Source organism: Alkalicella caledoniensis (assembly GCF_014467015.1).
In the GTDB taxonomy this organism is placed as follows: Bacteria; Bacillota; Proteinivoracia; order Proteinivoracales; family Proteinivoracaceae; genus Alkalicella; species Alkalicella caledoniensis.
The window spans coordinates 1,134,161-1,148,812 of sequence record NZ_CP058559.1 but is presented as its reverse complement, the minus strand read 5'-3'; the positions used below and the strand labels follow the sequence as shown (position 1 = coordinate 1,148,812).

Genomic DNA, 14,652 nt, shown 5'->3' with positions numbered 1-14,652 from the left:
AAAAGGGGTTCTATTGGCGTTCTTATTGCAAGATATGAGTGGCATGGTTTTTGCAAATTTATAACCTTATTACTACAATGGGAGGTATGAAAAATGGATTATAAGTATATGCCAGAGCCTTATAAAGTGAAGATGGTTGAACCACTGAGGATTTTAGAAAAAGAGGAAAGGTTAGAAGCTATAAAAAAAGCAGGATATAACACTTTCTTACTTAACTCAAGGGATGTTTATATTGACCTTTTAACAGACAGTGGTACAAATGCCATGAGTGACAGACAATGGGCAGGAATTATGATGGGTGACGAGGCCTATGCAGGTAGTGAAAATTTCTACCATTTACAAGAGACTGTTCAAGAAATTATGGGATTAAAATATGTTGTTCCCACCCATCAAGGTAGGGGTGCAGAGAATATTTTATCACAAATACTAGTTAAGCCAGGTACCTATGTTCCAGGGAATATGTACTTTACTACTACAAGGGCTCATCAAGAAATGAATGGTGGAACTTTTGTAGATGTGGTTATTGATGATGCGCATATTTCTGACAAAGAAGATGTGGCATTTAAAGGGAACATTGACTTACAAAAATACGAGAACCTGATTAACGAAGTGGGAGCAGAAAACATTCCTTATATATGTGTTGGGGTTACAGTTAACCTTGCTGGGGGTCAACCAGTAAGCATGAAGAACCTTAGAGAAGTTTATGAACTATCTCAAAAGAATGGGATAAGAGTAATGTTTGACTGCACCAGATATGTTGAAAATGCCTACTTTATTAAAACAAAAGAAGAAGGTTATCAAGATAAAACCATAGCTGAGATAGTTAAAGAGATGTTCTCCTATGCTGATGGTGCAACAATGTCTGGAAAGAAAGATGGAATAGTTAATATTGGTGGTTTCCTAGCAATGAACGAAGAGGACTTATACCATAAAGCTTGCGCCCTTGTAGTAGTATACGAAGGTATGCCAAGTTACGGTGGTATGAGTGGTCGTGATATGGAAGCCTTTGCCATAGGATTAAAAGAAGCATTAGACTTTAACTATATTAAGCACAGAGTTGAGCAGGTTGAATATCTAGGCAACAAACTAATTGAAGCAGGTATACCCATTGTAAGGCCAATAGGTGGTCATGCAGTATTCCTAGATGCTAAAAAATTCTTGCCCCATATTCCTCAAAATGAATATCCCGCTCAGGTACTAGCTGCTGAAATTTATATTGAGTCAGGTGTAAGAACCATGGAACGGGGAAATGTTTCCGCAGGTAGGAACAAAGAAGGTAAAGAGTATTTCCCTAAACTAGAGTTAGTAAGGCTTACTTTGCCAAGAAGGGTGTATAGCTATGCTCATTTAGACTTTGTTGCCCAGGCAATCATTAACACATATAACAGAAGAGATGAGATTAAAGGGCTGAAGTTTAGTTACGAAGCTCCAGTGTTAAGATTCTTCACTGGTAGATTTGAGCGTTTATAAAATTTTAGTACCAAACCCCACTGAATGAAAATTCAGTGGGGTTTTATAGTTTCATGCAGATCTAAAAATAATTTTTACTAGATTAGCCTTTGGGCAAAGGTTCCAATATTAACTTCCATATGTTTGGCTAAAGATAATTACAAAGCAAAGGAAATAAGTGCTATTTTAGCGAATAAGTAAAGGAGCTTATTCCTTAGTAAAAAAAGATTTTAATTAAACTTTATAGTCAAAGTATATATAAGAAGGGAGTAGAATTGAATGCAGAAAAACTCGAAAAGAACAATAGTAGTAGAGCCATATAATCCAAAATGGAAAGAGGAGTTCTTGAAAATTAAGGCGATGCTTATTCCTTACATAGGTGATATGATAATTGATATTGTTCATGTAGGAAGCACATCTGTTGAAGGTCTTGCAGCTAAACCTATTATTGATTTTAATATCATTATTGACTCATATGAGGTTTTTCCTTTATTAGAGAAAGAACTTAAAAAGCTAGGTTATAACCATGATGGAGATGGTGGAATTAAAGGCAGAGAAAGATTTAGAAGATCTTTTAAAGATGAATTTATGAATTATCATATGTATGTCTGCCCGAAAGGTAGCACTGAACATTTAAGACAGTTAGCTTTTAGAGATTACTTGAGAAAAAACAAGAAGGTTACTACTGAGTATGCAAAGTTAAAGATGCATTTAGCTGAGCAGTATCCACACGATATAGATAATTATATTAAAGGTAAAAGCAATTTTATCGAAGGTATAGTACGAAAGGCCAGTGTACAGATGTGGCTATCCTAGATTTGGGGTAAGAAGCCATAAATGGATATTATGGTCGTCAAGACGAAATAAAGATGAGGTGATTTTGTGATTAATAAAGTATTAAATCTAGATATAAGGAAATCACACCTGAAATTATAGACGTAGGCGATCCTTACTATGATTTAGCTATAATAGATTACTACTTCAAGGATAGCGCTGATAGAAAAAGCTTTTATGAAGGTTATAGTGCTAATAAGTACAATGAAATTTTGATCGAGTATTATGATAAAATTAGCAAGTTTATAAATGTATAGAGAAGGCGTTAAAAAGGTTGGATCTAAGAATTAGAGTTGGTGGGTGGTGTATAGATTTCTGTTAACTTAATAATCCGTAACAGAACGTGATCACAATGGAGTCAAAATGGGATTAGGGATTCAAATTCAATACTTAAGAGGCCTTAACTTTTAGGGTTTATATTTTTTAATTGAAGTATCGGGCTATATTAATATGAAAAGTTAATAATCAATGTTGACAATAGAAAGTATGTTCGATACAATCTTTATATTGATAAAAATATGATTGGGGATGAATCTATGATAAAAAGAATGTCTACGAATTGTGAGGATGATACCTGTTCTTCATGTGTTGTTGCTGGTGATTACATATTTTTAGCTCACCATTCGGGAGGTAACGATAGAAATGACATTGTGTACCAGATGGAAGCAACTTTTAATGATTTAAGAGAAACATTAGAGTCTGTTGGTGCCACATTGGAAAACATGGTTCAAATAAACTTATATCTTAAAAATATTGAAGATTTCAGGAAGGCGAGAGATGTTTTTTATAAGTACTTCGAAAATGGTTTTCCTGCAAGAATGACAACCACGACAGATTTTGTTACGTCAACCTGCTTATGTATGATGGACGGTATAGCATATAGAAAGCAGGGTTAACATATCTTCTGTTAAATGTTTTACTCTTTCTAAAAGTTGAAGATTAAGCCTAAGCCTAAGCTGAAAAGCTTGGGTTTTTTTTGTAGGCTTGGTTAGAGGTTTGTTACGGGTGGTTAGAAGTATCAGTATACTAAAAACAGTTAGCTAACTATTATTAGTATACTGATAGAATGCCAAGAATAAAGGTATTATATGCTATTTTGGAGAATAGGAGAAGGAGGTAAATAGAGTATCTCAAGTGTAAAGGTATTGGAGAAATCTTGAAAAATAACATACTACATTTCGCGAATATGTACACTGATTTTCTGTCTATATAAGTGAAGGGTTTCCACATTGCAGAAAGGAGGGATCCCGCCATGGAGGATTTGCAAATCATCGATTTATACCTGTGCCGCAACGAAGCAGCCATACAGGAGACCGACACAAAATACGGACGATTGTTGAACAGTATTGCATTAAACATCCTGTCAAATTGCGAAGACAGTGAGGAGTGTGTTAACGATACTTACTGCAAAGCTTGGAATGCAATACCACCACAAAAACCTAAGTCCCTTGCATCATACCTAGGGCGTATTGTACGAAACCTGTCAATCAACCGTTGGCACAAAAATCGTGCACAAAAACGGTACAACGGTGCCGAGTTGCTGATTACTGAACTGTCTGACTGCATTCCTACCTTGGGAAATGTAGAAAATGAAGTAGAAGGAAAAGAGCTGTCGGAGGTTATTAGTGATTGGCTCTATACACTTTCTAGGGATGATCGTGTGTTGTTCCTGCACCGGTATTGGTTCGGTGATCCACTTAATAAATTGGCAGATGAGTGTGGTACAACACCTAATAAATTGGCGGGACGTATGTACCGGTTGAGGCAAAGTCTTAAGAGTACACTTGAGAAGGAGGGTGTTTTGATATGAAAGAAAAGAAAATATTTGATGCCATTACAAATGTCAGTGATGAGCTGATAGAAGAAGCAAGTTTAACAAAGCTCAAAAAGAAAGGCTATGTCTGGCAGAAATGGACTGCTATGGTAGCTTGTGCCTTGCTAATAGTAACAATTGGGGTACTGATTCCTAGGGGTGAGGATTCAAGTCCTTGGTCGGGAGTTATGTTGGATGTGACTTATCCGAAGGCCTATGCTTTTGAAGACCATCAAGCACGATTAGCAGTTATGGAACAGAACCCAGTAGATGAAAGTATAATTGCTGCACTCAATGATTTCTCCTATAGGACTGGCTCACTAATACTTACAGAAGCTGGAGAAAATATCAATTATTCACCCCTCTCGTTGTATTATGCCCTGTCCCTTGCAGCTTCTGGTGCTAGAAATGACACTGAGGAACAATTGCTAGCTTTGTTAGGGGTTCCCGATGCTCAATTCCTCTCTGCACAGAGCAGAAATTTGTACCACAGGCTTTATAAAGATAATGAGATTGGAAAGCTTAAAATCGCTAACTCCATCTGGATGGATAATGATATGAACGGTATTCCCATTGTATTTAAAGAAGATTATGTAGAGCATGCCGCTAAATATTTCTTCGCTAGCTCCCACAGTGTGGATTTTGCCAATAAGGATACAGGAAAAGCAATGGGCCGCTGGATATCCACTAACACCAATGGTACCATTTCTCCAATAATTGATACGAGCCCTGAGCAAATACTGTCAATACTCAATACAGTTTATTTCTATGATGAATGGAGTGACCGTTTTGACAAAAGCAAAACTGCCCAAGATTTGTTCCATCTACTGGACGGAAATGTTGTTAAAAACGATTTTATGAATCAAATAGGGTGGTCAGATTTTGCAAAAGGAGAAGGCTTTACACGGGCTGGTTTATGGCTAAAAAATTATAATGAAATGGTATTCATACTGCCAGATGAGGGGGTATCACCTTACGAGCTACTTTCATCACCTGAGCAAATGAGGGAGACTTTTGAAGGTGGAGAGGAATTCACTGGCCAGGTAGTATGGAAAATACCTAAATTTAGTTTTAGTTCAAAACTTGAGATGACTGACTCTCTCAAAAGCCTTGGTTTAAGCCAGGTATTCACAGCTGATGCAGATTTTACTGGGATTACTGAACAAAAGGCTTTCATTAACAGTGTGCGTCAAGAAACTCATATTGCCATCGACGAAAATGGTGTGGAAGCGTCTGCGTTTACTCAAATTGATTATGCAGGCTCTGCCCCCCCTACAGGACGGGCAGATATGATTCTCAATAGGCCCTTTATCTACGGTATTAAGGCACAAAATGGTAGTCTGCTTTTCGTTGGTGTAATAGAGAATCCTGCTAAATAGGGACGAAAGTATGGAGAAGTACTTCTTTAGAGTAGATATGATAGATTAAGTGAATAAAACAACCAGTTCTTTATTTGAACTGGTTGTTTTATTGTGGGAAACTTTATAAAAAAATAATATAAAAATTTCCATAAAAACCCTTGAAATATGTTTAAAAAGTTGTATAATAAATTAGTGCTTGTTTAGTAAAAGTAAACACGGAGTTTAGTAATAGATTATTAGTTGCCTAATATATATTAAGGAGTTGTACTTTATGGATATTGGAAAAAAGCTAAAGCAGCTTAGGATTGATAAAGGACTTACACAAGAAGAAGTTGCCGTAAGATGTGAACTATCTAAAGGGTTTATTTCTCAAGTGGAGAGAAACTTGACATCTCCTTCTATTATTACACTCATTGATATACTAGAATGTCTTGGAACAGATCTAAAGAGTTTCTTCAGCGAACAACCTGAAGAAAAGATTGTATACGGACCAGAGGATATTTTCGAAACTAACAACGAGAATCTTAAATTTAACTTGCAATGGCTGGTACCAAATGCCCAAAAGAATATTATGGAGCCAATCTTACTTACCTTAGAAGAAGATGGGAGTTACCACGAGGAGGCTGCCCATGAGGGAGAAGAGTTTGGCTATGTACTAGCAGGTAGTATCAACATTACCTATAGAGATAAAAAGTTTAAGTGTAAGAAAGGTGAGTGTTTTTATTTTAAAAGTAACACTAATCACCATATAAGTAATGGGGGAAAATCTTCAGCAAGGGTGCTGTGGGTCAGTTCTCCACCATCTTTTTAAGCCTTAGGGAAGGAGAGGATTTATGTGAAAAAATCTTTGATAAACCTCGTAGATATTCACAAGAGTTATGGGGATCAAATCGTAATTGACAAGTTGAATCTGTACATAAAAGAAAACGAATTTTTGACTCTACTTGGGCCAAGTGGCTGTGGTAAAACTACCACACTTAGAATGATAGGGGGATTCGAAAATCCCACAAATGGGGACATACTTTTCCTTGATAAGAAAATAAATGACCTACCGCCCTACAAAAGACAGATAAATACTGTTTTCCAAAAGTACGCCTTATTTCCGCATCTCAACGTCTTTGAAAACATCGCTTTTGGCCTTAAAATAAAAAAAATGCCTAAAAAGACCATAGAAGAAAAAGTCGAGCAGATGCTAGCTATAGTTGGTTTAAAAGGCCTTGAAAAGAGAAATGTAGAGTCATTAAGTGGTGGTCAGCAGCAAAGGATTGCCATAGCTAGGTCATTGGTAAATGAACCAAAAGTATTGTTGTTAGATGAGCCCCTTGGTGCACTGGATTTAAAGCTCCGCAAAGAAATGCAGATAGAGCTTAAAAATATGCAAAGGCAGTTAGGAATCACATTTGTTTATGTAACCCATGACCAAGAAGAGGCCCTTACCATGTCAGATACCATAGTTGTAATGGATAAAGGTAAAATTCAACAAGTGGGGACACCTATTGATATATATAACGAGCCGAAAAATGCTTTTGTAGCTGATTTTATAGGAGAAAGCAATATTATAGACGGTATCATGCATGATGACTTTGATGTTTCATTTTGCCATACTAGGTTTGTATGTATAGATAAAGGATTTAGCAAAGAGGAAAAGGTGGATGTTGTTGTAAGGCCAGAGGATTTATTGATAGTTAAAGAAGAAGAGGGAACCATGCAGGGGGTAGTTGAGTCAGTTATATTTAAAGGTGTGCATTATGAGATGCAAATCCTTTGTAATGACTATAGCTGGACAGTGCATAGTACTGATATGGCTCCAGTGGGCCAAAGGGTTGGTATCAACATCGATCCTGAAGATATCCACATAATGAGGAAATAAAATGAAAAAGTGGATAGCGTACCCCTATGTAGTCTATATGCTTATTTTTATACTACTTCCCCTTCTATTGACCTTTTTCTATAGCTTTACATATCAAGATATAGATGGTACCACACGCTTTACTGTAGAGCACTTCAAAGTATTCTTTACAGGTGCTGGCTACACAAACCCTAGAATTTTTCTAAATATACTATTTAGGTCTTTACGATTAGCTTTTATAACCACTGTTGTTTGCTTAATTTTGGGATACCCCCTAGCTATGATTTTAAGTAGGATGAAAGGTGTGGCAAAAAGTAACCTTGTGCTATTGCTCATTGTTCCCATGTGGATGAACTTCCTTATCAGAACATATGCGTGGATGTCCATACTGAGCCGAGAGGGTATACTCAATAGCTTTTTAAGCCGCATTGGCCTTCCCACTGTAAACATACTTTACACTGAAACAGCTGTAATTTTAGGTATGGTATATAATTTTATTCCCTTTATGATACTTCCCATCTACACAATCCTTGTTAAAATGGATAGAAGTGTCTTGGAGGCTGCAGCAGATTTAGGTGCCAATAAATTTATAACATTTATAAAAGTAATATTTCCCTTAAGCTTACCTGGGGTTTTGTCAGGAGTTACAATGGTTTTTATGCCATCTGTTAGCACTTTCGTTATACCAAGGCTTTTAGGTGGAGGTAGGGTAGAAATGATAGGAAATTTAATTGAACAGCAATTTCTAGGAGAGTACAACTGGAATTTCGGTTCAGCAGTTTCCATAATCATGATGACATTTATCTTAGTGTTTATGTTTGTATTACAAAAGGGTGACGACAAGGAGCAGGGGGGAGCCATATGGTAAGAAAATTTTTGACAAATACCTATGTTTTCTTAATGTACCTATTCCTATACGCTCCAATCTTGGTACTAGTGATATTCTCCTTTAATGATTCAAGATCTAGGACATCGTGGGAAGGCTTTACTTTAAGATGGTATAGAGAACTATTTAGTAATGATCAAATAATGCAGTCCCTTAGATATACACTGATTATTGCTATACTAGCTGCCATGATATCCACGATTATTGGAACTTTTGCTGCCATAGGGATCTATAAGATGAGGTTTTTAGAAAGACAATTGGTGTTAAACTTGAACTATCTTCCAGTGTTAAACCCTGATATTCTAACAGGACTGTCACTAATGCTTCTATTTATATTTCTAAACATCCCACTGGGATTTATTACACTGTTACTAGCCCATATAACATTTTGTATACCATATGTAATATTGTCGGTTCTACCAAAGCTTAGGCAGCTACCAGCTAACACCATGGAAGCTGCCATGGACTTAGGAGCAGAGCCTTTGTATGCCATTAAAAAAGTGATTTTACCTCAGATAACTCCAGGTATTGTAAGCGGTTCCCTTATTGCGTTTACCCTGTCAATTGATGATTTTGTAATCAGTTTCTTTACAACAGGCCGAGGGGTTTCAAACTTGTCCATAACAATCTTCTCCATGGCAAGAAGGGGAATAAATCCAACAATAAATGCATTATCCACACTTCTTTTTTGTAGTGTACTAATACTACTACTTCTAATAAATTTCCAAAAAGATAAAGAAAAAGAAAGAGGGTTTTAGAATGAAAAAAATCGCATCACTAATATTGTTATTATCTTTAATGGTTACTGCTTTAGCAGGATGTGGTTCTTCCAGTGGAGAAGTTCTACATGTGTTCAACTGGGGGGATTTTATGGACATGGACCTAATCCGTGACTTCGAAAGAGAATACGGTATTAGAGTTATTTACGATGAGTATGATACAAACGAGTCCATGTATGCTAGACTAAAAGCTGGTGGAAACTATGACGTAATTTTTCCTTCTGACTATATGATTGCTAAACTGATCAGTGAAGACATGCTTGAGGAAATAAACTATACTAATGTTCCAAACTATCAATACATAGACAGCGACTTCTTGGGAACTAACTATGATCCAGAAGGGAAATTTTCTGTTCCATATGTTTGGGGAACCCTAGGTATTTTATATAACACTGAAAAGGTAAACGAGACAGTTGATAGCTGGAGTATTCTATTTGACTCGAAATATAGAAATGAAGTTTTCATGATCGATAGTATGAGAGACTCAATAGCTGTAGCACTTAATTATCTTGGCTATTCAATAAATTCTAAAAGTGAGCAAGAATTAGAAGAAGCAAAACAATTGTTGATCCAACAAAGAACAGATGTAAACCCTGTATATGTAAATGATGAGGGTAAGGATATGATCATGGCAGGGGAAGCTACTTTCTTTGTGACATGGTCCGGTGAAGCAATGCAAGTTATATCAGAAGATGAGCGCTTCGACTATATAGTACCTAAAGAAGGAAGTAACCTATTTATAGACAACATGGCTATTCCTAAAGGTGCAAAGAACAAAGAAAACGCTGAGAAATTCATTAACTTTATGCTAAAATCCGAAGTGGCAAAAACTAATATTGAATACATTGAATACTCTACACCACACACAGAAGCACTAGGATTATTAGATGAAGAAACTCAGAATAATGAAGTACTATACCCAAGTGATGAAGTAATAGATAAAGCTGAAATCTTTATAGATCTTGGGACATTTTTAGATGTATACAGTAGAGTTTGGAGAGAAGTTAAAAACCAATAAAAACAAAAAACCTAAGCTGAGAAGCTTAGGTTTTTTGTTAAGGAGACAGTCTGACGTTTCAGGTGTCTCCTTTTGTAAGATGAGAAGTGGTTAAATTGAAAAATGATACAGAAAATCGAAATAACATCTAAGGTGTTGGATTAATTAAGATGATTTTATGAGTTTTATAAAATTATGATTGAAAAATACAATGATTGTAGTATACAATTAAAATAACAAGTAGCTCAAATATTAGCTGTTGAAACTAAGGAGGATTTTAAAATGAACAAGAAATTAACATTGAAAGACCTTTTTAAGATTGCTAAGGGGGAAGACTCAGATTGCTGTGAAAGGGAACAGAACAAGCAGAATTGTTGTAGCTCAAAGAAAACAATGAGGGATTGTGAATGTACTAATGAGGAACATAGCTGTTGCCAGTAAAATATTCCAAAATAGTTGCATGATACAATGTTTTGAATGTCGAGAAGAGTATTAGGTAATGTTAGTATCAGTATTTTAGAAAAGGGAGGGGTCTATATACATATTCAATTACAACAAAAAATTGCGTATTATAAGCAATTAAATAAAAGAATTAGTCATCTAGATGAAGCAGCTAGATTGCTGAATTGGGATCTTAGTACGGGAGCTCCCCCAAAAGCCATAGGTGTAAGATCCGAAGTTATCTCCACACTTTCATCTGAACAATACAAGTTATCAACTTCAGATGAAATGGGAGACATTCTTTTTGAGCTTAGTAAACCAGATAACATGAAGCATCTGAACTTTATTTTAAAAAGGTCTTTGGAAGAAGATAATAAGAATTATTTGCGGTTAATGTCTATATCACCAGAGAGTTATAGGGATTATATTAATATTAGGACACAGGCTCAGTCGGTTTGGAAAAATGCGAAGTTCAAAAAGGATTTTTCTCTACTAAAGCCCTACTTAAAGAAAATAGTGGAATTCAAAAGACAAGTAGTCAAAACCTCAGGCTATAAAGGGCATCCCTACAATTTTTTATTAGATGAGTATGAGCCAGGTATGACTGTAGAGAAACTGGATAAGATTTTTTACTCATTAAAAGAAAATATCATGGGAATTTTAGACAATGTAAAAATTTCTGAGTACCCAACTAAGGCAAAAAATAGTATATTTACTCAAGAGTTTGACGTTACAAAACAAGAGAACGTCATTTTAAAGTTACTCAATAATATGGGGTTTTGTATGAGTAAGGGAAGATTAGATCATAGTCCACATCCATTTGCCTTGAGATTAAACAGTGGTGACGTGCGATTAACTATAAATAAGTTTCATCCATTGAAATTTAAAGGTGCATTATTTGCAGCCTTACATGAAGGTGGTCATGGCTTATATAACCAAAATATAGGACGGGAACTTGAAAATACACCTTTATTTGTAGGAGCATCCCATGGTGTTCATGAATCTCAATCAAGGTTTTGGGAAAACATTGTGGGTAGGAGTTTAGACTTTTGGTATTATTTTAAACAGGAACTATCAAATGATTTTCCCAGTCAAATGAAAGGCATATCACCAGAAGAAATTTACCTTGATGTAAACAAATTAGATAATTCTAAAATACGAACATCCTCCGATGAGTTATCATATAATCTTCATATTATTGTGAGATATGAATTGGAGAAATCGTTAATTGCAGGTGAATTAGAGGTCGATGACCTACCAAAGGCGTGGAGTGAAAAAACAAAAGAGTATCTTGGTTTTTTGCCAAAAGATGATGGGGAGGGCATACTTCAAGATATTCATTGGGCTAAGGGCTATTTTGGTTATTTCCCAACCTATGCTCTGGGTAATATATATGCAGCTCAATTAACGGAGAAGGTAAAAATCGACATTCCTGATATTAGTTCAAAAATAAGAAAGGGGGAGTTTACTCATATAACTAATTGGATGATTGACAATATATATACTTACGGAAAGCTGTTACCCCCAGGAGAGCTAATAAAAGAAGTAACTGGTGAAGAAGTTAATGTAAAGGCTTTTACCAATTACTTAGCTAATAAGTATAGTGAGATATTTTAAGAAACTAAAGAAAGAAAAGGAGTGATATCAGGATTTTATCTGATAGACTCCTTTTTCAGTTAAGCTTGGTATTGACTGGATAACCCCTTTATAATAAGGTGTATATAGATGGTGAAGGTAATCACAAAGGAAGGGGTGTCACCATGAAAGCAGAAGGATTTAACGCCCATAGCAAGCATATGGTTTTAAAACATGCTTTGAAAGAGAATAATGTTTCCAATACCTGTAACTTGTTCGGTATCTCCAGAACAACCTTCTATAATTGGTACAGGGCCTATGAGAAGTATGGTATTAGTGGCTTAGAAAATAAGGAACCCAAAAAGCCTAAAATGCCTAATAAGGTAAGTGAAAATCTTGAGCATGATATATTAGCATATGTGGAGAGATACCCCGCCGATGGACCGAAGAGGATTTATTATGAGTTAAAAGCAGAAGGATTTGATATAGGAGAGTCAGGAATATACAATGTTCTAAAACGCAATAACTTATCTAAAAAAGCACAGAGAATAGCATATTCCAAAAGCAAAGTTCTTCATAGGAATATAAAGCCAAAAAACAGCTCGCCTACTGTTTCGAAAAACAGAAATCAAAAAGCAGCTTATCCATGTCACTATGTTCTTCAACGCATTGAATATATCGGTAAATTTGATGGTATAGGCAAAGTTTATCAATACTATATATATGATGTTAACTCCAAGTTAGGGGTAGCAAAATTATATAATAAGAAGAAAGATATCGACCCCTGGTACTTTTTTGAACTTAAGATATTGTACTTGCTTAGGACATTCAATTTAAAAATGGACAATCTATTTACAGAAAAAGCAAAGGAGTATACACCTTACTTTGTTAAAGGCAATAGGGGTAAAGAGCTTATAGAGCAGTTAAATGTTAAACATAATTTTATAGAACACAATCAAAGTCCATTCTCTAAAGATATGGATGAGTTTAAGGAATTCTTGGTCAAAGAGTTTTATAGTAAAATAGTTTTGGGCAACAACATCAATTCATTTTCTAAGCTTGAAAGGGAGTTTTACAAATTTTTAAGGTATTATAACTTTACTAGGCCTATCCCAAATGGACGGCACAAGGGTAAGGTCCCTGCGGAGATTGTCCTTGAAAAAGCTGCTGAAACCCTTGTGGATTTTGATACTCTTCCCCTTTGGATTTTAGCTCTATTAAACCAGCCAAAAGGAGGTACAGGCAATGCTTACAAAGGATAGCAAAATTGCTGTTATAGGTGGAGGACTTTCTGGCTTAGTAATAGCTTCGGGATTAGTTAAAAAAGGTTACAAAAACGTAACTGTCCTAGAGAGAGAAAATCGCCTTGGAGGTAAGCTGCATACTATTTGGTATAAGGGAAACTCTTACGAGCTAGGTGGGATTTTTGGTCTGCCGGTGCAAAAAAACTTAAAAAACCTGATGAAAGAATTTAATATCAAGATTGATGGACCAAATTTATCCCGTGTTAATTACGATAGAAATGGCAATAAAATCATGCAAATTCCAAAGGCTGAACTGGGTAACTTTCTTGAAGAAGTTGATAGACTCCCAGAGGTTTTAGAGGAATACAAATCACTAGGTGATATTTCTATACGTAACATTGAAGAAGGCCTTATGCTACCATTTTCCTCTTGGTGTGACCTACACAAATTTAGGGTTATTAAAAAAATATATACACATCACTACACTAGCTATGGATTGGGGGATATCGATACTGTTCCCGCCCTATATGTATTAAGAATCTTAAACTTTGATGCAGCAATGTCATTTATGGAATTTCCTGAATATCTAACATGGAAACATGGAGTTTCTTCTTTTATTGAAAGGATAGGTCAGACCCTAGGTGATTTAAGATTAGGACACAAAGTTAATAAAATATCCTTTGATGGAAAAGTAATGGTGCATACACAGTTTGGAGAACTTGAGTTTGATGGGATCATCATAACGGCACCCATAGAACAATTCCCAAGGGTATTTCATGATAGGGATAATGATTTAAAAGAATTGTTAAAACACATTAAATATCAAGATTATAATGTCTATGCCTTTGCTGTTGACAAACTTTTGAAGGGAAGCGGATGTATATTAGAGAATTTGGACAAGAAAAACAAAGGTCACATTTTAATATGGAACTCCCGCTGGGATACGGATAATGAGAGCTTGTTAACGGTTTATGCATACAACCAACCTGGTTCCTCCAGGGCTGAAGCTTTGAAAATTATTAAAGAAGATTTATTAAGGCTAGGCATTAAAAATCCAAGACTACACCAATTTAAAAGTTGGAGGCAATGTCCATACGTGGAGCCTGAAGGCCTAAAAGAAGGTTTTTATGACAAAATGGAAGCCATCCAAGGAAGGGAGAATGTTTACATAGCAGGTGAAATTATGAGTACGGCTACAATGGAAAAATGTATTCGATACTCTAAATATCTCCTCAACAAGTATTTTTAGTGTAAAAAGACATTTTTTACTTTGAAGTTTGATTTACACTATGTTGGAGAAAAGCCTATAAATAGCTAACATTATTAAAATGTAAAAAGAAAAGATACTGTAAAGCATACATGAAAGACAAAGTGGGATAAACCCTTGAATTTAAAGGGTTTATCCCATTTTTGACACTGTAGGA

14 protein-coding genes are annotated in these 14,652 nt (G+C 35.6%); all 14 read left to right on the top strand.

Going from position 1 to position 14,652, the window contains the following annotated elements; all coding sequences use genetic code 11:
- The first annotated feature begins 93 nt into the window (after positions 1-93).
- The 14 genes from HYG86_RS05645 to HYG86_RS05580 all read left to right on the top strand — a co-directional run bounded on the left by HYG86_RS05645 (position 94) and on the right by HYG86_RS05580 (position 14,477).
- Positions 94-1,470, top strand: a complete 1,377-nt coding sequence (locus HYG86_RS05645) for a tyrosine phenol-lyase (protein ID WP_213167949.1) — start codon at positions 94-96, stop codon at positions 1,468-1,470.
- 258 nt (positions 1,471-1,728) lie between these two features.
- Positions 1,729-2,265: a GrpB family protein gene (locus HYG86_RS05640; protein WP_213167948.1), complete on the top strand. Its 537-nt coding sequence runs from the start codon at positions 1,729-1,731 to the stop codon at positions 2,263-2,265.
- 566 nt (positions 2,266-2,831) lie between these two features.
- Entirely contained in the window at positions 2,832-3,179 is a 348-nt protein-coding gene (locus HYG86_RS05635) for a RidA family protein (protein WP_246451900.1), read from the top strand.
- A gap of 356 nt (positions 3,180-3,535) precedes the next feature.
- On the top strand, positions 3,536-4,093 hold the full coding sequence (locus HYG86_RS05630) for an RNA polymerase sigma factor (protein ID WP_213167946.1): 558 nt from the start codon (positions 3,536-3,538) through the stop codon (positions 4,091-4,093).
- On the top strand, positions 4,090-5,475 hold the full coding sequence (locus HYG86_RS05625; RefSeq protein ID WP_213167945.1) for a serpin family protein: 1,386 nt from the start codon (positions 4,090-4,092) through the stop codon (positions 5,473-5,475). The genes HYG86_RS05630 and HYG86_RS05625 overlap by 4 nt, the downstream gene beginning before the upstream one ends.
- Positions 5,476-5,728: 253 nt before the next feature.
- Positions 5,729-6,268 (top strand): helix-turn-helix domain-containing protein, encoded by a 540-nt coding sequence (locus HYG86_RS05620; protein WP_213167944.1) that lies wholly within the window; start codon positions 5,729-5,731, stop codon positions 6,266-6,268.
- A 36-nt stretch (positions 6,269-6,304) separates the two neighbouring features.
- Entirely contained in the window at positions 6,305-7,327 is a 1,023-nt protein-coding gene (gene potA / locus HYG86_RS05615) for a spermidine/putrescine ABC transporter ATP-binding protein (protein WP_425489241.1), read from the top strand.
- A 1-nt stretch (position 7,328) separates the two neighbouring features.
- On the top strand, positions 7,329-8,174 hold the full coding sequence (locus HYG86_RS05610; RefSeq protein WP_213167942.1) for an ABC transporter permease: 846 nt from the start codon (positions 7,329-7,331) through the stop codon (positions 8,172-8,174).
- Complete coding sequence (locus tag HYG86_RS05605; protein WP_213167941.1) at positions 8,168-8,950, top strand: ABC transporter permease; 783 nt, start codon at positions 8,168-8,170, stop codon at positions 8,948-8,950. Before HYG86_RS05610 ends, HYG86_RS05605 begins: the two co-directional genes overlap by 7 nt.
- A gap of 1 nt (position 8,951) precedes the next feature.
- A complete protein-coding gene (locus tag HYG86_RS05600; protein ID WP_213167940.1) occupies positions 8,952-9,989 on the top strand; it encodes an ABC transporter substrate-binding protein in 1,038 nt (345 codons plus the stop codon).
- A gap of 261 nt (positions 9,990-10,250) precedes the next feature.
- Entirely contained in the window at positions 10,251-10,409 is a 159-nt protein-coding gene (locus HYG86_RS05595) for a hypothetical protein (protein WP_213167939.1), read from the top strand.
- A gap of 36 nt (positions 10,410-10,445) precedes the next feature.
- Complete coding sequence (locus tag HYG86_RS05590; RefSeq protein WP_213167938.1) at positions 10,446-12,026, top strand: carboxypeptidase M32; 1,581 nt, start codon at positions 10,446-10,448, stop codon at positions 12,024-12,026.
- A gap of 143 nt (positions 12,027-12,169) precedes the next feature.
- On the top strand, positions 12,170-13,246 hold the full coding sequence (locus HYG86_RS05585; RefSeq protein WP_213167937.1) for a helix-turn-helix domain-containing protein: 1,077 nt from the start codon (positions 12,170-12,172) through the stop codon (positions 13,244-13,246).
- Positions 13,230-14,477, top strand: coding sequence for an FAD-dependent oxidoreductase (locus tag HYG86_RS05580; RefSeq protein ID WP_213167936.1), 1,248 nt, complete (start codon positions 13,230-13,232; stop codon positions 14,475-14,477). Before HYG86_RS05585 ends, HYG86_RS05580 begins: the two co-directional genes overlap by 17 nt.
- Positions 14,478-14,652: the final 175 nt, after the last annotated feature.

Coding starts and splice junctions, on each gene's coding strand:
- HYG86_RS05645 (WP_213167949.1), top strand. CDS start 94: ATGGATTATAAGTATATGCCAGAGCCTTATAAAGTGAAGATGGTTGAA.
- HYG86_RS05640 (WP_213167948.1), top strand. CDS start 1,729: ATGCAGAAAAACTCGAAAAGAACAATAGTAGTAGAGCCATATAATCCA.
- HYG86_RS05635 (WP_246451900.1), top strand. CDS start 2,832: ATGTCTACGAATTGTGAGGATGATACCTGTTCTTCATGTGTTGTTGCT.
- HYG86_RS05630 (WP_213167946.1), top strand. CDS start 3,536: ATGGAGGATTTGCAAATCATCGATTTATACCTGTGCCGCAACGAAGCA.
- HYG86_RS05625 (WP_213167945.1), top strand. CDS start 4,090: ATGAAAGAAAAGAAAATATTTGATGCCATTACAAATGTCAGTGATGAG.
- HYG86_RS05620 (WP_213167944.1), top strand. CDS start 5,729: ATGGATATTGGAAAAAAGCTAAAGCAGCTTAGGATTGATAAAGGACTT.
- HYG86_RS05610 (WP_213167942.1), top strand. CDS start 7,329: ATGAAAAAGTGGATAGCGTACCCCTATGTAGTCTATATGCTTATTTTT.
- HYG86_RS05605 (WP_213167941.1), top strand. CDS start 8,168: ATGGTAAGAAAATTTTTGACAAATACCTATGTTTTCTTAATGTACCTA.
- HYG86_RS05600 (WP_213167940.1), top strand. CDS start 8,952: ATGAAAAAAATCGCATCACTAATATTGTTATTATCTTTAATGGTTACT.
- HYG86_RS05595 (WP_213167939.1), top strand. CDS start 10,251: ATGAACAAGAAATTAACATTGAAAGACCTTTTTAAGATTGCTAAGGGG.
- HYG86_RS05590 (WP_213167938.1), top strand. CDS start 10,446: ATGTCGAGAAGAGTATTAGGTAATGTTAGTATCAGTATTTTAGAAAAG.
- HYG86_RS05585 (WP_213167937.1), top strand. CDS start 12,170: ATGAAAGCAGAAGGATTTAACGCCCATAGCAAGCATATGGTTTTAAAA.
- HYG86_RS05580 (WP_213167936.1), top strand. CDS start 13,230: ATGCTTACAAAGGATAGCAAAATTGCTGTTATAGGTGGAGGACTTTCT.